This window comes from Serratia sp. 2723 (assembly GCF_050434425.1).
Lineage (GTDB): Bacteria > Pseudomonadota > Gammaproteobacteria > Enterobacterales > Enterobacteriaceae > Chania.
This window is the reverse complement of sequence record NZ_JBNDIN010000011.1, coordinates 140,133-161,907: the sequence shown is the minus strand read 5'-3', so window position 1 is coordinate 161,907 and position 21,775 is coordinate 140,133. Positions and strand designations below refer to the sequence as shown.

General features: G+C 55.1%; 16 protein-coding genes. 6 read left to right on the top strand and 10 right to left on the bottom strand.

Going from position 1 to position 21,775, the window contains the following annotated elements; translation table 11 throughout:
- Positions 1 to 269: 269 nt before the first annotated feature.
- Both ppc and ABIE29_RS17130 read left to right on the top strand, forming a co-directional pair.
- Positions 270 to 2,906: a phosphoenolpyruvate carboxylase gene (ppc, locus tag ABIE29_RS17135; protein ID WP_429619868.1), complete on the top strand. Its 2,637-nt coding sequence runs from the start codon at positions 270 to 272 to the stop codon at positions 2,904 to 2,906.
- 218 nt (positions 2,907 to 3,124) lie between these two features.
- Positions 3,125 to 3,661 (top strand): MarR family winged helix-turn-helix transcriptional regulator, encoded by a 537-nt coding sequence (locus tag ABIE29_RS17130; RefSeq protein ID WP_429619867.1) that lies wholly within the window; start codon positions 3,125 to 3,127, stop codon positions 3,659 to 3,661.
- Positions 3,662 to 4,987: 1,326 nt separating this feature from the next.
- Here the strand turns inward: ABIE29_RS17130 and ABIE29_RS17125 are convergent.
- The 8 genes from ABIE29_RS17125 to ABIE29_RS17090 form a co-directional block, all read right to left on the bottom strand.
- Positions 4,988 to 5,527 (bottom strand): fimbrial protein, encoded by a 540-nt coding sequence (locus tag ABIE29_RS17125; RefSeq protein ID WP_429619866.1) that lies wholly within the window; start codon positions 5,525 to 5,527, stop codon positions 4,988 to 4,990.
- An 11-nt stretch (positions 5,528 to 5,538) separates the two neighbouring features.
- Positions 5,539 to 6,039 (bottom strand): fimbrial protein, encoded by a 501-nt coding sequence (locus ABIE29_RS17120; protein WP_429619865.1) that lies wholly within the window; start codon positions 6,037 to 6,039, stop codon positions 5,539 to 5,541.
- An 11-nt stretch (positions 6,040 to 6,050) separates the two neighbouring features.
- The gene (locus ABIE29_RS17115; protein WP_429619864.1) at positions 6,051 to 6,695 is read right to left on the bottom strand and encodes a fimbrial protein; all 645 of its coding nucleotides are present in this window, start codon (positions 6,693 to 6,695) and stop codon (positions 6,051 to 6,053) included.
- A 70-nt stretch (positions 6,696 to 6,765) separates the two neighbouring features.
- Positions 6,766 to 7,518, bottom strand: a complete 753-nt coding sequence (locus ABIE29_RS17110) for a fimbria/pilus periplasmic chaperone (RefSeq protein ID WP_429619887.1) — start codon at positions 7,516 to 7,518, stop codon at positions 6,766 to 6,768.
- Positions 7,519 to 7,621: 103 nt separating this feature from the next.
- Positions 7,622 to 10,237: an outer membrane usher protein gene (locus ABIE29_RS17105; protein ID WP_429619863.1), complete on the bottom strand. Its 2,616-nt coding sequence runs from the start codon at positions 10,235 to 10,237 to the stop codon at positions 7,622 to 7,624.
- Positions 10,238 to 10,288: 51 nt separating this feature from the next.
- Positions 10,289 to 10,783, bottom strand: coding sequence for a fimbrial protein (locus ABIE29_RS17100; protein ID WP_429619886.1), 495 nt, complete (start codon positions 10,781 to 10,783; stop codon positions 10,289 to 10,291).
- A gap of 138 nt (positions 10,784 to 10,921) precedes the next feature.
- Positions 10,922 to 11,458, bottom strand: a complete 537-nt coding sequence (locus tag ABIE29_RS17095; RefSeq protein ID WP_429619862.1) for a fimbrial protein — start codon at positions 11,456 to 11,458, stop codon at positions 10,922 to 10,924.
- Between the two features lie 882 nt (positions 11,459 to 12,340).
- Complete coding sequence (locus ABIE29_RS17090) at positions 12,341 to 13,258, bottom strand: DMT family transporter (RefSeq protein WP_429619861.1); 918 nt, start codon at positions 13,256 to 13,258, stop codon at positions 12,341 to 12,343.
- A 236-nt stretch (positions 13,259 to 13,494) separates the two neighbouring features.
- On the opposite strand from ABIE29_RS17090, the gene dcuC reads away from it, so the two are divergent.
- The 4 genes from dcuC to rihC are packed head-to-tail and all read left to right on the top strand — an operon-like array spanning position 13,495 to position 18,187.
- Positions 13,495 to 14,865: a C4-dicarboxylate transporter DcuC gene (gene dcuC / locus ABIE29_RS17085; protein ID WP_429619860.1), complete on the top strand. Its 1,371-nt coding sequence runs from the start codon at positions 13,495 to 13,497 to the stop codon at positions 14,863 to 14,865.
- Between the two features lie 10 nt (positions 14,866 to 14,875).
- Positions 14,876 to 16,153, top strand: coding sequence for an amidohydrolase (locus tag ABIE29_RS17080; RefSeq protein WP_429619859.1), 1,278 nt, complete (start codon positions 14,876 to 14,878; stop codon positions 16,151 to 16,153).
- Between the two features lie 28 nt (positions 16,154 to 16,181).
- Positions 16,182 to 17,222, top strand: coding sequence for a type II asparaginase (locus tag ABIE29_RS17075; protein ID WP_429619858.1), 1,041 nt, complete (start codon positions 16,182 to 16,184; stop codon positions 17,220 to 17,222).
- A 29-nt stretch (positions 17,223 to 17,251) separates the two neighbouring features.
- Positions 17,252 to 18,187, top strand: coding sequence for a ribonucleoside hydrolase RihC (rihC, locus tag ABIE29_RS17070; RefSeq protein WP_429619857.1), 936 nt, complete (start codon positions 17,252 to 17,254; stop codon positions 18,185 to 18,187).
- A 36-nt stretch (positions 18,188 to 18,223) separates the two neighbouring features.
- On the opposite strand, the gene metF is transcribed toward rihC, so the two are convergent.
- A complete protein-coding gene (gene metF, locus ABIE29_RS17065; RefSeq protein WP_429619856.1) occupies positions 18,224 to 19,123 on the bottom strand; it encodes a methylenetetrahydrofolate reductase in 900 nt (299 codons plus the stop codon).
- Positions 19,124 to 19,336: 213 nt separating this feature from the next.
- The gene (locus ABIE29_RS17060) at positions 19,337 to 21,772 is read right to left on the bottom strand and encodes a bifunctional aspartate kinase/homoserine dehydrogenase II (protein ID WP_429619855.1); all 2,436 of its coding nucleotides are present in this window, start codon (positions 21,770 to 21,772) and stop codon (positions 19,337 to 19,339) included.
- Positions 21,773 to 21,775 lie beyond the last annotated feature (3 nt).

The following is a 21,775-nucleotide window of genomic DNA, read 5'->3' as shown; positions in this document are numbered from 1 at the left end:
GAAGTAATAATTTATGCCGATAAGCCAGACTGATAACCGGCCGCGCGTAATTAAATTTCAGAAAATACGCCGAATTTGATGTTTTTTTGCTAAAAATAGTGTCAATTGATGATTGGACAGGCACGTGACCAGATAAAACCGGCGGTCTGCGTCGGCACGTGAAATTTACTTACAAGATGAAAAATCACGTACTCATCGTGTTCAGGTAGTGGCGAAAAACACCACGATCGGAGGATGATAAGTATGCAAAGAACTGGGTCAGGGATTATATGAACGAACAATATTCGGCAATGCGAAGTAATGTCAGTATGCTCGGCAAATTGCTAGGCGATACCATTAAAGAAGCGCTGGGCGAGCATATTCTCGATCGCGTTGAAACTATCCGTAAGCTTTCCAAATCCTCACGTGCCGGTAACGAGGCGCATCGTCAGGAGCTGCTCTCCACGCTGCAGAACCTGTCCAACGATGAGCTGTTGCCCGTTGCCCGCGCCTTCAGCCAATTCCTTAACCTGACCAACGTTGCCGAGCAATACCACAGCATCTCGCCGCACGGCGAAGCGGCCAGCAACCCGGAAGCCTTGGCGCAGTTGTTTACCAAGCTGAAAGACAACAAGCTGGATAACAAACAGCTGCAAAAGGCGGTGGACGACCTTTCCATCGAGCTGGTTCTGACCGCTCACCCAACGGAAATTACCCGCCGCACCCTGATCCACAAGCTGGTTGAGGTGAACACCTGCCTGAGCCAGTTGGACCATAACGATCTGGCCGACTACGAGCGCAATAAAATCATGCGCCGTCTGCGCCAACTGGTCGCACAGTCCTGGCATACCGACGAGATCCGCAAGAATCGCCCATCCCCGGTCGATGAAGCCAAATGGGGCTTTGCCGTGGTGGAAAACAGCCTGTGGGAAGGCGTACCGGCCTTCCTGCGCGAGTTCAACGAACAGCTGGAAAACTCCATCGATTACCGCCTGCCGGTGGAAGCCGTGCCTATCCGCTTCACCTCCTGGATGGGTGGCGACCGCGACGGCAACCCGAACGTGACCGCTGAAATCACCCGTCACGTACTGTTGCTAAGCCGCTGGAAGGCCTGCGATCTGTTCACCCGGGATATTCAGGTGCTGGTCTCCGAACTGTCGATGACCGAATGTACCCCGGAACTGCGGGAATTGGCCGGTGGTGACGAAGTACAAGAACCTTACCGCGAATTGATGAAGCAACTGCGCAGCCAGTTGATGAGCTCCCAAGCCTACCTTGAAGGCCGCCTGAAAGGCGAACGCGTGCTGCGTCCGCACGATCTGCTGGAAAATAACGAGCAGTTGTGGGAACCGCTATACGCCTGTTATCAATCTTTGGTGGCCTGTGGCATGAGCATTATCGCCAATGGCCAACTGCTGGACACCTTGCGCCGCGTACGCTGCTTTGGCGTACCGCTGGTGCGTATCGACGTGCGCCAGGAAAGCACCCGCCATACCGAAGCCATTGCCGAACTGACCCGCTATCTGGGCCTGGGGGATTATGAAAGCTGGTCAGAAACCGACAAGCAGGCGTTCCTGATCCGTGAGCTGAACTCCAAGCGTCCACTGGTGCCACTGAAGTGGGAGCCGAGTGCAGAGACGCAGGAAGTGCTGGAAACCTGCCAGGTGATCGCCGAAGCGCCACAAGGTTCGATCGCCGCCTACGTCATTTCCATGGCTCGCACCCCGTCCGACGTCTTGGCCGTACACCTGCTGCTGAAAGAAGCGGGTTGCCCATTTGCCCTGCCGGTCGCCCCACTATTTGAGACCCTGGACGATCTGAACAACGCCGACGACGTGATGACCCAGTTGCTGAACATCGACTGGTATCGCGGCTTTATTCAGGGCAAACAGATGGTCATGATCGGCTATTCCGACTCGGCAAAAGATGCTGGCGTGATGGCGGCCTCCTGGGCGCAATACCGCGCACAGGACGCACTGATCAAAACCTGTGAGAAGGCCGGAGTGGCGCTGACGCTGTTCCATGGCCGTGGTGGTTCGATTGGCCGTGGTGGCGCACCTGCCCACGCCGCTCTGCTGTCCCAACCACCAGGCAGCCTGAAAGGTGGCCTGCGCGTGACCGAACAGGGCGAGATGATCCGCTTTAAATTCGGCCTGCCAGAAGTCACCATCAGCAGCCTGGCGCTGTACGCCGGTGCGGTGTTAGAAGCCAACCTGCTGCCACCGCCGGAGCCTAAGCCAGAATGGCGCACGCTGATGGACGAACTGTCCGAAACCTCGTGCAACATGTATCGCGGCTACGTGCGTGAAAACCCAGAATTTGTGCCTTACTTCCGCGCCGCTACGCCAGAGCAGGAACTGGGGAAACTGCCATTGGGTTCACGCCCGGCCAAACGTCGCCCGAACGGCGGTGTTGAAAGCCTGCGTGCTATTCCGTGGATCTTCGCCTGGACACAGAACCGCCTGATGCTGCCAGCCTGGCTGGGTGCCGGTGCTGGCCTGCAAGAAGCGGTGAAAGCTGGCAAGCAGGACCAGTTGGAAGCCATGTGCCACAACTGGCCGTTCTTCTCTACCCGTATCGCGATGCTGGAGATGGTTTACGCCAAAGCCGACCTGTGGCTGGCGGAATACTACGATCAGCGTCTGGTGGACAAGTCCCTGTGGCCGCTCGGCCAGCAGCTACGCGATCAATTGGCCAGCGATATCAAGGCGGTGCTGACCATCGCCAACGACGATCACCTGATGGAAGACCTGCCGTGGATCGCCGAATCTATCGCGTTGCGCAACGTCTACACCGACCCGCTTAACGTGTTGCAGGCCGAGCTGCTGCACCGTTCGCGCCAGCAGGAGCAACCGGATGCTCGCGTTGAGCAGGCTCTAATGGTCACTATCGCTGGCGTGGCGGCCGGGATGCGCAACACCGGCTAATATTGCTTCACCATTTGCTGCAAGCACCGATGCGATCGGCGTCGGTGCTTATTCTCCCCCCGGTTATCCCCATTCTAATCTGCGGATTTTTGTCCCATCGGTCACTCACGGCGGGTTATCAATGCTATTATTGCTGACACTCATTTTGAGTCCATGCTCCGTTTGGCCGCACCTTTTGCGTTGATTATGCGATGAATTCAGTCAGGAAGAGATAAAAGATGGGCGATAAGACCAATGTCACTGAAACAGATTTCGTTGATCGTTTAATCCAGGAATGGTTAGACACGGTACCCACTTTAGATTTGTCTGGCCTGCCGGTGATCGCCAGGATCGTACGCATGAGCCACTATATCTCGCAGTTTGTCGATGCCAACTTCGCGCGCTATAACCTGACGATTGGTGAATTCGAAGTGCTGGCCGCCCTGGCCCGCAACCCCGACCGCCAGCTTTCTCCCAAAGATCTGCAAGAGAAAATCCTGATTTCCTCTGGTGGCTTATCCAACCGGATTAATCGCCTGGAAAATAAAAAGTATATTGTCCGCATGCCCGATCCTTCAGACCGGCGTGGCGTGATTGTTAAGATCACGCCGGAAGGCCGGAAATTAACCCTGGAAACGGTAGAAACCCATGTGGCAATCGAAAAAGCCTTGATCCAGGGGCTGGACGAGGAAGATCAAAACCAGTTGGCGGAGCTACTGAAAAAATTGATCCTCTCGCAAAAATCACAGCTGAACGAAAAAACCAAATCGGCCTGATGTCGTTAGCCAGAATTGTCTCCCCCCTTTCCCTCCCCCCAAAGGGCAAGAGTTTTGGCGGCGCTCTTACTTGACTCGTCCCGGATCACCAGGGTTGTTGTCCTGAATGGCGAGCACCAAATGTGATTTCACTCTACCTCCTTGTTTTCGGCTACCGAGGCGGCTTGTGAACGATTACCGATTGAAAACGCACATCGGTTGGGAACAGGATCCGCGCATCCCGGCGGAATCGTTCTGCCTGCGCGAAATGCTGCTGATGCTGCAATATCTGTATCAGGCTGGCATAGACGTTCTTGTCAATGCGGCGCCCAAGATAGGATTCGGCCCACTGACATTAGTAATAATTAAGCATAATGGTGGCAGAGCTTTGATAAGATCCTGGCGCGTCAATCGTTCCGTTTACATGTGCTTTAAGGAGCAGTTGCCCATACGAACCCCGCCCTACAACCTTCGACGTTGATGTCATTGAATACCCATTCATTGTGAGTTCAATCGGCTTCCCCCCAAGCTTGGGGTTTGACGTGAGTAACGAAGCACCAATAGAGGCACCATCGGCACCGGCACCGCTGCACGAGAACCATCCTGATACGCTCCCGTCGGGTATCGACTGCCCAGGTGCTACCGTCCCCAGATTGATCTCGGAACCAAGCGAAATCGTACACTGCGTGTCTGGCTTCGAGAAGAGACCACAGGTAGTGTTAGGCGCTAGAACCGCGACCCCCGCACTAGCAGCAGGCAACGCGCCGAAACCCACACATAGCGTACCCCATGCCGCATCTTTCATCTCTTCAACGGACGCTATTGGTACAGAGGCTCCTCCCGACATGGAGAACTTGCTAACATAAGCCTGGTACGCACTTTCCCAGCTAGTATTGGCCCTAACTTTGATTGATATATCGTGCACACTCGAAGCGGTGCCGTTACATGTCCCGCCAGCGTCACAGAGTTTGCCGATCGGGCCAAGACCAGATCGGGGGTAAAACCCGACATAACACTCACTCGCGTTGTTGGCGCATGTTACGTCCCCTGGAACCGGTAGCGAGTCATCAACGATACTCCATTTATAGATGAACCACACTTTGGAATCTCTTATTTCCGTCTTTATTGGTTCCCCCCACGAGGAATACGCCCATGCACCAGGCAGTGAGAGTAGTAACAGGAGGGGGATCAGCAGCGTTCTATACATATTTAACACCCGCGATTAAAATAAAACCCGTGCAATCCTTGGCTTGCTGCCTGCAAAGGGTTGCTTGTTCAGTTAACCCAGCATATTTCATAGGGATCCCCCTCGACAGCTGCATATTCGGGCTGCCGCCATTCGACGTTTTACTCATAGTCCAGCCTAAAAGTGGCAATACCGGTAAATACCCCACGGCCAATGGCTTTGTTGTTTATCGCCTCCGGTTCGCCGCGTACATAGGCCTGTAGGTTAATCACGTTATTGCCGTCTCTGAGCGGGTAGGCATTCGTCTGTTGATTCAGCGGTAGCGGCTGACCTTGCGGCGTTTCCATGCCGATAGCTATGCCGGTCACCGAGTTAACGCCGTCTAGAGCCAGCAACCCAGGCAGAGCGGTGCTTGCCGGGCCGCTGAAGGTGATCTTCAGCATGTTGTTCAAGCTGACGTCACAATCCATCAGATGCAACTGAAACAACTTGCCTTGAGTGCGGCTATTGAGGTACAGGTATTTGTCGATCACCGTACCAAAATCCAACAGAATATTTTCATCCTCGGGCAGCAGGGTGCAAGGCTCCGCCACCAGCTCACCTCGATACTGCACGTTGACCCCCGCAGTGGGGGCCGCCAGGGCTGCACTCAACGGCCCCATTCCAAAACCTGCCAACAACCAGCACGCCAATTTTGTCATGCTTATTTCTCCTACGGATATTCAAGCTGCAAAGTCGCCCCAGCGGTAAAGATCCCTTCCTGCAACGTCACCCCGGCCTTTTTCACCGGCATGGCAATAAACTGTGACGACTTTTGGGAGGAAGGAATGGCCAACGTGCTGCCCACGTCAAACGGAGTCATAGTTCCGCTCTTTTGCTGCTGTAGCCGAATACCAAGCTGTGGAATATTGCTCTGCACCGCCGCGTTATCAAACGTGGTAACCACCCCCAGATAACGCAACAGCATGTCGGTGCTCGCACCTGCGCATTCGTATATCAACTCAAATGGCTGCTGGTAGTTCTCGCCGTCAACTTTGCTGACCCCAATCTTGCCAAAATCAATCTCTACCGCCTGACCCCCATTGATAGTACAAGGCGGTACCGACACCTCTACCTTGATCTCCACAATCTGGGTAACCGCGCCGACAACCAACGGCATCGCAGCCAATAGACCGCAAAACACCTTTACCCCCACGCTGGCTCTGTCATTCATACCCCGCCCCTTCAGTCATAGCTCAGGTGAAAGTCCACCACGGCCCGGTAGCTGCCCGCTATCAGGTTGGCTAGCGTCCGCTCCGGTGCAACGGTGTAGATCAGGGTGTTCTGGCCTGGCGCCAGCAACAAGGGTTGGCCCCAACTGCCCAGCCGCACATCCTGCCCCCGATCGTTTGCCATCCGTAGCCCCATGCCGGATACGCCCTGCGCCTTCACCAACTGCGGATTATCGGCATCGCGGGTCGCCTTGAAACTCACAGACACTGCTGGCTGATTGTCAGCCCAGGTCAACCCACCGGTACGGACGTCCCCGCTACCGGCAGGACTGCGCAAGCAGTCCTTCAGGCGCAGCTCGAACGCCACAGGCTCACCGCGATCCCCCACCTGCCACAGACGACCGGTTCCGGTCTCACCCAGTTGAATATCCTGGCGTGCGCTATCCATCTCCAGCCTGCAGGCACTCTCGGTCAGCGCCCCCTGTACCGACAGCGTGCCGTTTGCGCCGTCTACCGCCCTGTTATCTGCCGCCTGTGAAGACGGCAGCAACAGCATGGCGGTAGCCAAACTTACGGGCACGCTCATCGCCAACGCCACCAAGCTGCCGTAATAGCGCAGTTCGGTCAGCCAATACGCACGGTTTTTGTTCCCTGTCATGTTGTTCTCCTGCTCCATGGTGCCAATCCGCTGATATCTCACGCTCAATCTCGTGGTGTTTGAGCGTGCCTTATGCGCCTTTCTTCTCCGGCACCAACGTGCAGGCACTTCCACCGCAGCTAAAACTCAGCTGCGGCCGACCACCGTAGTCGTTGATATAGGTCAGCACCGGGTTGTTGCCCACGCTGGTCACGCCCACGGTCAACGGCAAGTTGCCTTTTGGCGGCACCATCATCGGTTCAAAACCTTTTACCCCAGCCCCGTCCTTTTTACTGCTGGCGTCCACCAGCGTGACATAGTACGGCGTTGGGTTGTGCACCACGTACTTGTCACCCTGGCGGGTCAACGTTATCTGCTCCTGTGGCGGAGCCGCATTCCTGTCCATGGCGATCGCCGCCGGGCGATAAAACAGTTTGATACGCGTCTGCAGGGCAATTTGCAGCGTATTTGCCTTGTTGCTCTTCGGCGGAATTTCCCGCAGGTTGAAGTAGTACACGGTCTCACGGTCCTGCGGCAACAACTTAACCGCTGGCAGCGCCTGGATTTTCACCTGGCTCGGCTTGCCCGGTTCGATGCGCTGTACCGGTGGTAGTACGGTCAGCGGGCTCTGGATTTTGTTGCCTTGCTCATCCTCAATCCACCCCTGTGCCAGATAGGGCAGTTGCTTGTTTTGGTTGCTGACGTTCAGGCTGACCGAGTTCTGGCTACCCTCAAAAATGACCCGCGTACGATCCAGCGCAATAGCCGCCTGAGCCTGCTGACTGGCCAGCGAGGCCAATAGGGTAGCGGCCACTGCCGCCGATTTCAGGGTGTTGCTTCGCATAGACATTACGACTCCATCGTGTGGATTTAGGGTCAATTCACTGTTGCACATGGCTTCTTCCTGGCCCTCACGGGCTCTCAAAATGGGGGTAAAAATGCTTTCATTACTCAGCTACAGCGGCAGTATCCGGCCCTGATTTAACTGACGCCGTTTCCTGCGGAGTACCCGCTTTCGATTCTTTATCGTTAGATATCAACACTGGGCTACTTAATGGGCGACAAGGCAGCAATAAGGTGTTCAACAGCATGTCCACCAACAACGGTGTCGGCATCTGCACTGCACATTGCGCACTCCCATTCCAGTACACCGTCATGATTTCACCCGCTTTAAGGCCACTCAGATAAACGCCGCCGCCATCATTCACAATGCCGGTTTCCTGCTTACGGGTGTTCATCACCGTAGCTCCAAGCGGCGGCTCACTGCCATCGGCCAGCTTAATGACCGCCATTGCCTTCTCACCGGCAATCACATCAAACCGGCGGTAGCCAATGGCCCCCTCTGTCAGCGTGGCCTGCACCACCGAGTTGCTGGCTTCAGCGTTGTTGCCAAGCTTGTTCAGGTCAATGCTGGCCTTGTTGCGGTAGTAGCTGTTGACGTCACCGAGCACCACTTTGCCCCAGGCGTTGGTATTGCTGGTGCTGCCGTAGCCGCGCACCGGCACATCTGGCACTCCATCGGTGTCAATCAGCATTCGCGTGCCACCCTGCACCCCTACGCGGTGGATGGCCCCACCTTCCGGCGTCAGCGTCATCCCGCCCTGGGCATTCATGCCAAACGCACTGTAACGCCCTTCCTGATAGCTGGTATTGGCGCTCAGGCGAGCCATATTGCCTTCATGGGTGTAATAGCCACTCAGGTTGGCCCCTGTGCGAGAATGGCCAGCACTGAGCTGATAGGTATTGTGCTCATCAACCCGGTCGTAATACCCCACCCGATGGGTGATGTCGTCGCGATTCACCGTCGTGTTGTAACTCAACGTAGAACGGTCACCCCAAGGCATCGACAAAGACAGGTACGCCCCGTCATCTTTGGTGCCGTTATATTCATTGCGGTACGCCGACAAAGACAGACTCAGGTTGCGGAACCTGCCGAGGTCGAAATAGCGTGACATCGTCAGGTTGTAACGGTTATTGGCCGGGCGATCCCAGAACGTCTCATGGCTATAGTTGAGGTAGGTACTCAGCCCCAACTCGCGGAAATGCTTATTAAACGTGATGGTGTACATCTCTTTACCGTTGCCGGTACGAGTGCCGTAATAACGTGCATCCAGGTACTCACTCATGCTCATGAAGTTCTGTTCTGAGAAGCGATAACCCGCAAAGGTCACCTGGCTGTCGTACTCATCAAAATCCTTCGAATAGCTAAGACGGTATGAACCGCCGCTGAGCGTGCCACCGGCCTGTGGCAAGCGCGCCCGTGACTGGGTGGCATCAACAGACAGCGCCCCCAGCGCCATCAGGTCACGCCCGATACCCACCGACACCGCGTTATAATCACCCCCTGCCAGCCCACCGCCATACAGCGACCAGCCGTTGCTCACGCCCCAGGAGAATTCCCCGGTACCAAACAGCGGGCCACGCGAATGGTGCTGCCAATCTGACGGCTTGCCCGTAGCCAGCTTGAAACGCACCGAGCCTGGACGCGTCAGATACGGGATGCTGGCGGTGTTCATCACGAACTCCTGCACGCTGCCATCCTGCTCTTCCACCTTCACCTTCAGCTCACCACTCACCGCATCACTAATGTCCTGAATACGGAACGGCCCGGATGCCACCTGGGTCTCATACAGCACCCGCCCCTGCTGACTGATAGTCACCTTGGCGTTGGTTTTCGCTACCCCCGTCACTTCCGGTGCGTAACCGCGCAGGCTTGGCGGCAACATGCTGTCATCCGACACCAGGCTTACCCCCATAAAGCGGAAGCTGTCGAACATGCCGGAATCCAGGTTGTTCTCCCCCAGCGTCAGCTTCGAGCGCAGTGTCGGGATGGCGCGATAGGCGTAATAGCGGCTCCAGTCCAACTGTGTGTCTGTGGAGCGGCCCGATGCCGTTTGATGATTGATGTTGGCCTGCCAGTCTGCCCGTAAACGCCAAACCCCCAAGTTAGCCCCGGCCGTGCCGTTGCCACTCAAGTTGTAACTGCTCGCCCCTTGCTTCAACTGCTTTTGCGTTTGCATATTAAGGTTGTAATCCAGCAGCAGCCCTGGGATCCCCTCATCCCAGCGGGATGGCGGATCCCAGTCCTCCGAAGTGAACTCCAGATAGGCCTGGGGGATATTCAAATACAACGCCGAGGTGGATAAATCTCCACGCACTTCCATTCCCTCCAGGCTGGACTCATCCAGGCACTCGTCCTGATGCCACCACCGGAGCTCTTGCATCACCCCTTCTTTCAGCCCCAACTGCTCCACCAGAGCTTTATTTACACAGGCACGGCTACCCTTTGGCTCATCCTCTGGTGCATAAAATGGGATTGCCTGTTCCGGCAAATCGTTTTTATTGATGTGTACCGCCATGCCATACGTGCCCGGCATGATGTAGCCACCACGAGAGAACTGGCTCAAATCGATATTCTGGCGATCTTTCACATCCAGAACATCGGTATTGAACTGGATTTCTTCGGCGGCAAACACCACCATTGACGATGTCCCTAGCGCCAGGGAAATCCAGAGCCCCAGCACCTGAAAACGACCCAACTTCCCAGTCGGTGACAATTCCATATCCCTAGCCTTTTATTAATGTCTTTTCACAATGGCGGTGTATTACGGCGTTTAGAAGTAATCCAATTTAAACCGGATAGATGAAAAATAATCCCCAGCTTTCAAGACATGGTTATTAGCAACCAGTTTCATGGTGTAGTTAAGCCGCATGGTGCCGGGAACAATATTATTCATAGGCAGAGGATCCCCTGGGGTGGCTGAGCGCCCTCCAGGTTCGTTAATTTGCAGAGCTACCCCGGATGCTTCCCCGTGTACACCAAATAATTCACCCTCGGCATCACCATCAAAAGTCACCTGAAAGTGTTTCCAATCGGGTAATTTATTACCACCACGTTCTAATTCACAATTCACCAGTTCAATGGCAAAAGGTTTACTCCGGCCATGGCCATCGCGAATAATATCTGCCAAGGGTACAACGCCAAGATCAATGGTTTGATCGCGACTCTCTACGGCAATTGCACAGGCTGTATCAATAATGGCTCCTTGCATATTGACCCGCCCCCATCCTTGGATGGTACCCTCCGCCTGGGGAGAAAAAGGAATCATGAGAAATATGCAAGAAAACACTACCGCAATATTATTGACGTTCAGCATGGTTATGATCCTTATTCCACTTCGCGCCCATGAAAAGCATGCGGATTTCTCCGCATGCAAAACACGTCACTCCAACAAGGGGATCAGTGCTTATTGATAGGCCAAGGTGAAACCGACAACCGCCTGGAATTCGCCTTCGGTGATGACAGCAGAAGCGCCGTTGCCCTGCATATAAGCAGCAAAGTTCAGGCTATTCTTACCATTTTGCAGCAGTTGAGCTCTGGAGGCTTTGCCCAGTTCAATGACTTTACCTGAACCATCAGTAATAGCGACGCTGGCACCTTTCGCCGTGCCAGTAACACCCAGCAGGCCATTATCAGCACTAGACTCCATGCCGGTGAAAGTTACGGATACTTTATTGTTATCCTTTTCACCAAGTTCGCAATTTTCCAAGTCTATGGAGAAATTACGCGGATTTGATTGACCACCGCCTTTCAGGGCTACGTTAGAAACTTGCCCCAGCTCAATCGTCTGGTCGATGCTGTCAGGGGTAATAGAGCATGGCGCATCAATAATAGAACCGGTAAAAGTCACTTTACCGTGACCCTGATCTTTGGTTGCCGCGTGAGCCACAGAAGATACACCCAGAACGATGACTGCTGCCATCATGATTTTGTTCAGTTTCATGCAAAAAATCCTTATAAAAAAGTTCCATATATTTCAGTGTTGATAGATGCGAAATCCATATTTTTATCGACGACGCTCTGAAAATTGCTTCTCTTATGCTTATGGAAAAACCAGCAAAAACATAAGGAACCACAAGAAGCCGTGAGTCTGTCGATGAGGAGCATTGTAATGTAAAAATAAACTAAACAGATCTTTATATCGAAAAATTACAATAAATTAGATGAATTAACTAAAATAACCATAATTATATGATATTAATATTATCTGAATGAGGTTTGGCGGGGATGCAAAGAGATTAACTTCGATTCTAATAGTCACAGAAAGCCTGCAATAGCTCGACTAGCATAATAGATATCGATGTTACCCCTTTGATGAGAGTTATTTGTTTTACATCATTGGCAAAGTGATTCGCCATTCTCCAGAACCCAAAAATCCATCATCGGTTCAAGATGAGTAAACGCATTGGCTTTGCCTAATCAGGCCTAACGATGATCAATGGAATTGATAAAAACATTAATTATGTCAATGCTTGCCAAAAACAGTGCACAACCGTTCATTTAAAAATGAAACATGAATATCAAATCAACGCTAAATTGCCATCCAGCATGATAGATTTATTGCAGCAGGAACAGCCGCAAGCATCAGTCCTGGCAGTAAAATATTTGCAACCTATATACACTCTCTAAATGGACGCTCCTGATAGTGCTACACTTTTGCCAGATCCTGTTTACCACCAGGGAACGGGTTGACTGTTCCCATAAATATGCGCCACCGTTCCGCTTTGTCGGTGGAGGCAATAGCCCGTGTTGAGGAAGAATAGAGTCGTTAATCTGTCGCATGTTATGTTCCCTCTCCTGACGGAGAGGGTCAGGGTGTCTTTCCTTATTTGTCGGGCACCCTCTCACCACGCAATACCAACCACAACCCAGCTAAAATCAGGCATAACCCGCCAAAGGCCAGCATGCTGATTGGCTCTCTTGCCACCACGATCGCCAGCGCAAAAGCCACGATCGGCTCAAATAATCCCAAGGCAACGCAGGTGGCCGCACTCACGTGTTTCAATGCCAAGGTAAACAGCAGGTAGGCGATGCCGGTGGTACAAATCCCCAGATAAGCGATGATCAACCAGGTTGGCAAGGTCAGTGACGGCGTACCCGCCATCCCCCAGGCCATCGGTATGGCGATCAGCATGGCGATGGCAAAGGTGTGTTTGGTGATGGTTAACGGTGACGCGATGGCCACCAGCCGCTTGCTGAGCAAGGTATACAGCGCATAGCAAAAACCGGCCCCCAAACAGGTTATCAGTCCGACCGGGTTAATCACCCAGGAAGCCGATTGCGAAAGCACCATCCAGATCCCGCCGCTAGTGGCACACAGCACGCCTCCCCACCACAATGCACTCGGTGACTTTCTCAACCAGACGGCTTCAAGCAAACCAGCCCAGATCGGCGCGCTGCCGATCGTCGTGGCGGTACCCACGGCAATCCCGGTGGCTTTTACCCCGGCAAAGAAGGCCAGGTTATATAGCCCCATACACACCCCGGCACCGACCACAAACCCCCAGTACAAATGGCGCTGTGCCGCAACCTGCTGCCCTTCGACACTGGCCGTCGCCGTATTTTTGGCCTGGCGGTAAGCAAACAGCAGTTGGAAGAATAGGCAGGCCAGTACCAACCTCAGTGCCCCTAGCCAGTAAGGCGATGCCGAGCCGGGTGCCAGACTTTGGGCCGTTCCCACCGTACCCCACAAGAAAGCAGCAGATAATGTTAACAAAACGCCAATTAAAGAGAATTTTTTCATACTGGTGGCTTATCCGTAGGCAGAACATCCGCAGAGAAAGTATCTTCACGTTAAGATACTTTCTCTGCATAGTAAATGCCGAATTCCTTGCTCAATAAGGAATTCATAATAAATGCAGTTAAGATCAAAATTACCGGTACTATTCGTTGCAGGTAATAGACAAAGATCTTACCTTCTTAAAAGTATCTTCACAGAAAGATATTTATCATGAAGATTGATGATGACAGGGGAAGCAAATGGATGTAGCACTAATAATCAGCTTGGCAGTGCTCGTGGTGGCCGGTTACGCCATTGCCAAGAACTACGACACCAAACTGGTGTTGTTTAGCTCAGGGATCGTACTCATGTTGGCGGCGGCCACCTTGGGCTTACCTATTTTGAGTGCCGGGGCAGGAACGGGCACCGTCTGGCTGGATCCGTTAAAACAAATCGAGCTGGACTTCATCAAGCAGTTTAGCCGGGCAGGTATCATCATCATGGTACTGTTCGGCTTTTCCGCTTATATGTCGCACATTGGCGCAAACGATGTCGCGGTTAAAATCATGTCAAAGCCCATCGCGAAGATCCGCTCCCCCTATATTCTGGTGCCGATCGTATTCTGGATCGGGTCACTGCTGTCGCTGATCATTCCCAGCGCCGCCTCCCTCGCCGTGATTTTAATGGCCACGCTTTACCCCATTCTGCGTGTAGCAAAAATGTCTTCACTCAGTGCCGCCGGGGTCATTGCCACCACCGCGACTATCGTGCCCACACCGCTGGGGGGCGATAACGTGGTCGCAGCCAAAATCCTGGGTTTCGAGCACGTGGTGGACTACGTCACTATGCACCATGCCGTTATCTCACTGCCGGTGCTGGTCATTATCGGCATCGCGCACTATTTTTGGCAAAAGTACATGGATAAGCGCCAGGGCGCAGCCGCGTTTACCGACGTCGATGAAAGTAAATTGACCACCAACAGCCAGCTCCCTCCGGCTTACTACGCCCTGTTCCCGCTGATCCCGTTATTCCTGATCGTGGTATTTGGCCTGTTCTTCCGCCAGATCAAAATCGGCCTGGTGGAAATCACCCTGTTCTCGTTTGCACTGGCCTTTATTGTGGAACTGATCCGCAAAGGCGACCTGCGCGAACAAATGAAAAACTCGTCGCTGTTCTTCACCGGCATGGGGCAAGGTTTCTCACAGGTCGTAGTGTTGATCGTGGCTGCCAGCACCCTGGTGGCCGGGTTGACCGCCATCGGAGCCATCAGCACCGTGGCCTCACTGGTTAAAGAGGTCAATAACGCCGGCATCGGCCTGATGTTTATCTTCTCCGGCCTGACCGCGCTTATCACGCTGATCAGCGGCAGCGGTAATGCGGTGTTCTACTCCTTTATTGAACTTATTCCGTCCATCGCCAATCAGGCTCACGTCGATCCGGTCATGATTGCCCTGCCTATGCAGCTGACCTCAAACCTGATCCGCGCGATATCACCAGTTTCTGCGGTGGTGATCATCGTGGCATCTGTAGTCAAAGTCAGCCCGATTGAGGTGGTCAAAAGAACCTCGGTGCCATTGCTGGTAGGGTTTGTCGCCACCCTGATTTTCACGCTGATCCGCTATTCGTTCTGAGGAGATGCAAATGAGCACTATCGACCCCCGTACCCTGATTAACTGGCGGCGTCAATTTCATGCTTACCCGGAAACCGGCTGGACCGAATTTGCCACCACCGCCCGCGTGATCCAGACGCTGGAAGCCATGGGGCATCAGGTATTGACCGGAACACAGGTTATCAATCCCGACTTTGTTCGTGGCTACAATCGACAGGCGGTAAAGAACTCGCAGGCCGCTGCCAAAGCCGCAGGCATTGATGAAGGCATGCTGCAAAGGATCGGGGATTACACCGGTTGCGCCGCGGTTTTCGATACCGGCAGGCCTGGCCCAGTGGTGGCACTGCGTTTTGAACTGGATTGCGTCAACGTGCAGGAGTCAACCTGTACGACCCATACGCCACAACAGGAAAACTTCGCCTCTAGCCAACCTGGGTTTATGCATGCCTGCGGCCACGACGGCCATATGGCGATAGGACTCGGCGTGGCGCAATGGCTGATGGATCACCGTGACCAATTGCATGGCTGCGTCAAGCTGCTGTTCCAACCGGCGGAAGAAGGCGTACGGGGCGCACGCCCGATGGCCGAAAGCGGCATTCTGGACGATGTGGACTTCTTTGCCTGCGGCCACCTGGGCTGTGACATTCCCAGCAACACCATCGTGGCAGCGCCAGAGAAATTCCTCTCGACGCTGAAGATCGACATGAGCTTCCAGGGCAAAGCTGCCCATGCCGGTATGGAGCCCCATCTGGGGAAAAACGCTTTGGCGGCAGCCTGCCACACCACGCTGCAACTCCTGAGCCTACCGACACACGGCGAAGGTATGACGCGCGTTAACGTCGGGGTGTTACACGGCGGTGAAGGGCGCAACGTCATCCCAAGCCAGGCGCAAATGCAGGTCGAAGTGCGGGGCGAGAACGAAAAAATCAATAACTTCATGTATGAAGAAGCGATGCGCCGCGCCCAGGGGGCCGCGCTCAGCTTTGACGTGCAGCTCGAAACCCAGATCATGGGGGAAGCGGTCAACTTCGTGCCCGATGATGAAATGACCGAGCTGATTATGTCGATAGCCAGGGACATCCCTTCGGTAGAACACGTGCAGCGCAGCATGAATTTCAACGGCAGCGATGACGCCACCGTGCTGATCAAGCGGGTGCAGTCTCACGGCGGCAAGGCGGCCTACTTTGTGATTGGCTCCGATCTGAAGGCTGGCCACCACCAGTCCGAGTTCGATATCGACGAAGGCCAGCTGTTCACTGGCTATACCGTCTTCACCCAGTTGCTTGAGCGCCTCTTGCTGGCCCGTTGAGCGCGGCCTATTTTCCAAGGAGAGAAAAATGAACAAATCGACACTGGCCGTTCTGTTGGCAAGCACGCTACTCGCCCTGCCGGTAGCTGCACAGACGGGTAAACCCCAAGTCACCATCCTGGCGACCGGCGGCACCATAGCGGGCAGCTCAGCCTCCAAGACGGATACCACTGGTTACAAGGCGGGGGCCGTCGGCATCGATACCCTGATCGCCGCCGTGCCTGAAATGGCGCAGGTTGCGAAGGTGAAAGGCGAACAAATCTCCAATACCATCAGCGGCGACGTTAACGACAAGGTTCTGCTTACCCTGAGCAAACGAGTCAATCAGTTGTTGAACCAACAGGGTCAGCAGGGCGTCGTCATCACGCACGGCACCGATACCCTGGAAGAAACCGCCTTCTTCCTGGATTTAACCGTGAACAGCAAGCAACCAGTGGTGATGGTCGGCTCGATGCGCCCGGCAACGGCCATCAGTGCGGACGGCCCGATGAACCTACTGGAAGCAGTGACATTAGCCACGGCCAAGCAGGCAGAAAACCGGGGAACGCTGGTGGTGTTAAATGACCGCATCGGCTCCGCCTTTTACACCAGCAAAACCAACTCCACTACGCTGGATACCTTTAAAGCCACGGAGCCCGGCTATCTGGGGCTGTTTGTCAGCGGACAACCCAAATTCTATTACACCGCCGCCCAGCCGATCGATAAGCGCTATTTTGACGTCAGTAAATTAACCAGCCTGCCGAAGGTGGAAATACTCTATTCCTACCAGGCTCAGGACACCGCCATCCTGGATGCGGCCCTAAAGAGCGGCGCCAAAGGCATTGTCATCGCCGGTAATGGCAACGGTAACGTGTCTACCAAGATGGAGGCGGCCATTGGCAAGCTGCATAAGCAAGGGATCCCGGTGGTGATGTCTACGCGTACCGGCGCAGGCTATGTCAGCACCAAGTCCTTTGCCATCGGCGCGGGCTTCCTCAACCCACAGAAGTCCCGGATTTTACTGCAATTAGCTCTGGCGAGTGGCGCAGACCAGCCGCAGATCGCCAGCTATTTTGACCATCAGCGCTAACGCCTGATCCACCCTGTATGGGAGATATTATGTCCTTTAGCTCTGCACCTATTGCCATGATCCTGGATACCGACCCTGGTATCGACGACGCCGTCGCGCTGGTTGCCGCGCTGTTTCATCCCAAAATCGACCTGCGCCTGGTGAGTACGGTGGCTGGCAACGTCAGCGTAGATAAAACCACCAACAATGCGCTGCGCCTGCTGCATTTCCTGGGCGCGTCCACGCCCGTAGCTCGCGGGGCAGCGGCTCCGCTGGTGCGTAAACTGGAGGATGCCAGCCATATTCACGGCAACTCCGGCCTGGATGGGTACGAGTTTGAAGAATCGACACGGCAGGTCGTTGGCGGTCATGCCGTTGAAGTGATGCGCGACTTGCTTCTGGCCAGCAAGGAGCCGATAGTCTTGGTGCCGATTGGCCCGTTAACCAACATTGCCCTGTTGCTCACGCTCTACCCGGAATGTAAGCCATCTATCGCGCGGATCGTCATGATGGGAGGCTCCGCCAGCCGTGGCAACCATACGCCAAACGCGGAGTTTAATATCTACGTGGATCCCGAGGCCGCCAGCATGGTGTTTGCCAGCGGTATCCCGATTGTCATGTGCGGGCTGGACGTCACCAACCGGGCTACGCTCACCCCCGAGATGATTGCCAGCTTACCCACGCTGAACCGCACCGGGGCCATGCTGCATAGCCTGTTCCAACACTATCGGGGTGGGAGTATGAGCCGTGGGCTGAAAATGCATGACCTATGCGCTCTGGCCTATCTGGCAAAACCCGAGCTGTTTACCACTCAAGCCTGCCATGTAGCGGTAGAGACGCAAGGTGAGCTGACCAGAGGAACGACCTGCGTCGATCTGGCCAACCGTCTGAAACTGCCAGCCAATGCCGAGGTCTGTCTGGAAATCGATGTTGAAGGATTCCGGCAGTGGTTCCTGGAGATGCTCACGCACCCGGCCGTTCCTTGATGATGGCGCGGTTGCCGCAACGGCAACCGCTATCTCTCAGCCTACAGCTGCACCAGGGCGTACACCCAGGGTATGGCAAATGGCGTAGCTCATTTCCGCACGGTTGAGCGTATAGAAGTGGAAATCTTTGACCCCTTCGCGGCTCAGGATCTTCACCATATCCATGGCGATATTGGCGCCGACCATCTTGCGGGTTTCCGCATCGTCATCCAGCCCGGCAAACATGCTGGTCATCCAGCTTGGCACCCGCACGTTGGTCATGGTGGCAAAGCGCTGGAGCTGTTTGAAGTTGGACACGGGCAGAATGCCCGGCACGATTTCTACATCGATGCCAGCAGTCACACAGCGGTCACGAAAACGCAGATAGCTTTCTACGTCGAAGAAGAACTGGGTGATGGCGCGATTGGCACCGGCATCGATTTTACGTTTCAGGTTGATCAGGTCCGACTGGGCGCTTTTCGCTTCTGGATGCACTTCCGGGTAGGCCGCGACAGAAATATCAAAGTCGCCGACGTCTTTGAGCAGCGTGACCAGATCGGCCGCATACATTTCCGGCTTGCCACCACCTGGCGGTAAATCACCGCGCAGCGCGACAATATGGCGGATACCGCTGTTCCAGTAATCGGTAGCGATCTCACGCAGCTGTGCCGGGCTGGCATCAATACAGGTCAGGTGAGGGGCCGCTTCCAGACCAGTACGCTCTTTGATCCCCTTGATGATGCTGTGGGTACGGTCGCGCTCACCCGAGTTGGCACCGTAGGTCACAGAAACAAACTTGGGTTTGAGGCTGCTCAGGCGATCGATCGACTGCCACAAGGTATCTTCCATCTCGCTGGTGCGCGGCGGGAAGAACTCGAACGACACGTTAATCTGGCCGTTTAACTCTGCCAGACTCTGATTCAGCGCTTCCCGCTGGTTTGCGTGATAAAAACTCATACCCTGTCCGCCTCTTATCGATCACTGTTTTGCTTCGTTATAATAAGCGTCTATACGTTTAGACGTCTAGATAGAAAATGCCGGATGTTGCCCGAAGAGTCAACAGGAAAGTGAGGGAGATACGATGATTAATCCTCACGCAAGATGAGAGAATTTCATGTTGAAGGATTGAACGGGGGCGCGCAGCGCCACCCCCGAGGCTAAAGCGAGGATTTAAAGCAGTTGTGCCAAGCGGTTAAGGTCGGACTGGATGGCTCCAGCAGTCACATCTCGGCCAGCCCCTGGCCCACGGATCACCAGCGGGTTGTCGCGATACCAGCGGCTCTCGATGGCAAACACGTTGTCACAAGGCAGCAGCGAAGCCAGCGGATGTTCTGGCCGCACGGCCTCAACGCCAACGCGCGCTTTGCCATTGGCATCGAAACGCGCCACGTGGCGCAACACCAGGCCCATTTCGTTGGCCGCTTCGAAACGCTGTAGCATTTGCTGATTCAGCGCATCGCCGTTCTCGAAGAACTGATCGATGGAGCCTTGCTCCGCGCCTGCAGGCACCAGCGATTCCACCCGCACCTGGTTAGGTTCAATGTCATAACCCGCCTCACGCGCCAGGATCACCAGCTTACGCATCACGTCTTGTCCAGACAGGTCAACACGCGGATCCGGCTCCGTCAGCCCCTGCTGCCAGGCTTGATCCACCAGCTCGGTGAACGGCACCGTGCCGTCAAACTGCAGGAACAGCCAGGAAAGCGTGCCGGAGAAGATGCCGCTGATCGCCAGGATGCTGTCCCCGCTGTCGCGCAGATCGCGCACGGTATGGTTCACCGGTAGCCCGGCCCCTACGGTGGCGTTATACAGCCAGTGGCGGCCCGTTTTGGCAAACGCATCGCGGATCTGGCGGTAATTGGCGCTGCACGAGGCCCCCGCCAGCTTGTTGGCACTGATCACATGGAAGCCATAGCTGGCAAAGTCCAGATATTGCTCCGCCAACTCCCCGCTGGCGGTGACGTCGAGCACCACCAGATCGTCGAACGGGTGCGCCCGCATCCACAAAAACAGCGACTCTTCGTCCAGTTCCTGGGCTTCATCCTCAAAGAACGCCAACGCACGGCTGGCATCCAGACCTTCGTAATCAAGCAGGCTGCGGCGGCTATCCACCACTCCTGCCAGGCTAAACTCAAAGCCGCTGCGCGCAGAGATATTCTTCTGTTCGCGAGCAAACAGCTCCAGCCAGCGCGAACCAATATTGCCTTTGCCAAACAGCACCAGGCCAATACGCTTTTCCGCACGGAACAGCGTTTGGTGCAGGCCCTGGATCAGCAGACCGGTTGGCCCCTGACGCAGCACCGCCACCAGGCTGATGCCATCCTCGGCCTGCCAGATGAACTCCACCGGCTGGTCCTTCAACTGCTGATAGAAACGATGGCTATGCAGCGGATTCTTGCACACGCCCGCGCCCACCAACGCTACCAGCGCCAACCCTTCACGCAGTTGCAGTTCACCCGGCAACCCTGCCTCCTGCAAAATACGCAGCACGCTACCCACCACTTCCGAGGTGTAGCACAGTTGGATCAGGTTACGGTCAGGATGAACCCCTACGGCCAACGGTTTGATCTGCGCGCGCTTGAGCACCAGATCCAACTCTTTCTGCGCCAGCTTGAAGTCATGCTGCGGCGCAATGCTGAGTTCGATCAGGCAGACATCATCGTGGCTGGTGACAATTTTGGCCCCGGTACCGGAAGCCAGCACGCGCTCGATACGGGTCGACCCCTGCTCCGGCTGATAGCTGCAACGCAGTTGCAGATCGATATCGCTGCCAGACACCGGCTGCAAGGTACGGGTATGCAGCACCGGAGCCGCCAGACGGGCCAGTTCGCTGGCCTCATCCAGACGCAACAGCGGCAATAGACAGGCATCTTTCACTTTGCGCGGATCGGCGCTGTAAACCCCGGCCACGTCGCTCCAGATGGTCACCCGCTCCACACCGGCCAACGCACCAACCTGGGTGGCTGAATAGTCACTGCCGTTGCGCCCCAACAGCACGGTTTCACCGCTGTCGTTACGCGAAATAAAGCCGGTCACCACCAGACGCTTACCCGGATGCTGTGCCAGCAGTTGCTGCAATAACGGATAGGAACGGCCTTCGTCGACCTGCGGCTGTGCCGCACGTTCAGCGCGCAGGAAATCACGCGCGTCCAACCAGGCTGCCTGCATGTCCTGCTTGTTCAGCACCGCAGCCATCAGGCGGGCTGACCAGATCTCACCGTGCCCCACCACTTCGGCATACACCGCATCATCAACCTTGCCGTCCAGCAGGATCGCCAGACGTTCAAGATCGTGAATAAACTCGGCAATCAGCGGTTCCGCCGTTTCCGCAGGCAACAACCCGCCGATCAGCTCACTGTGATAACGGCGCAGCGTTTGCTGCACCTGATGCGCGGAAAGACGATCGCTCTGGCTGAGCTTCAGCCAGCTGATCAGTTGGTTGGTGGTGCTACCCGCCGCCGACACCACCATCATGTCGCCCGGCTGGCTGTATTCGGCCATGATCCCGGCCACCCGCAGATAACACTTCACATCTGCCAGGCTGCTGCCGCCAAATTTGTGCAGTTGACGCCCGCTAACCGGCCCTGCTACCGCAATTGCATTCATGAC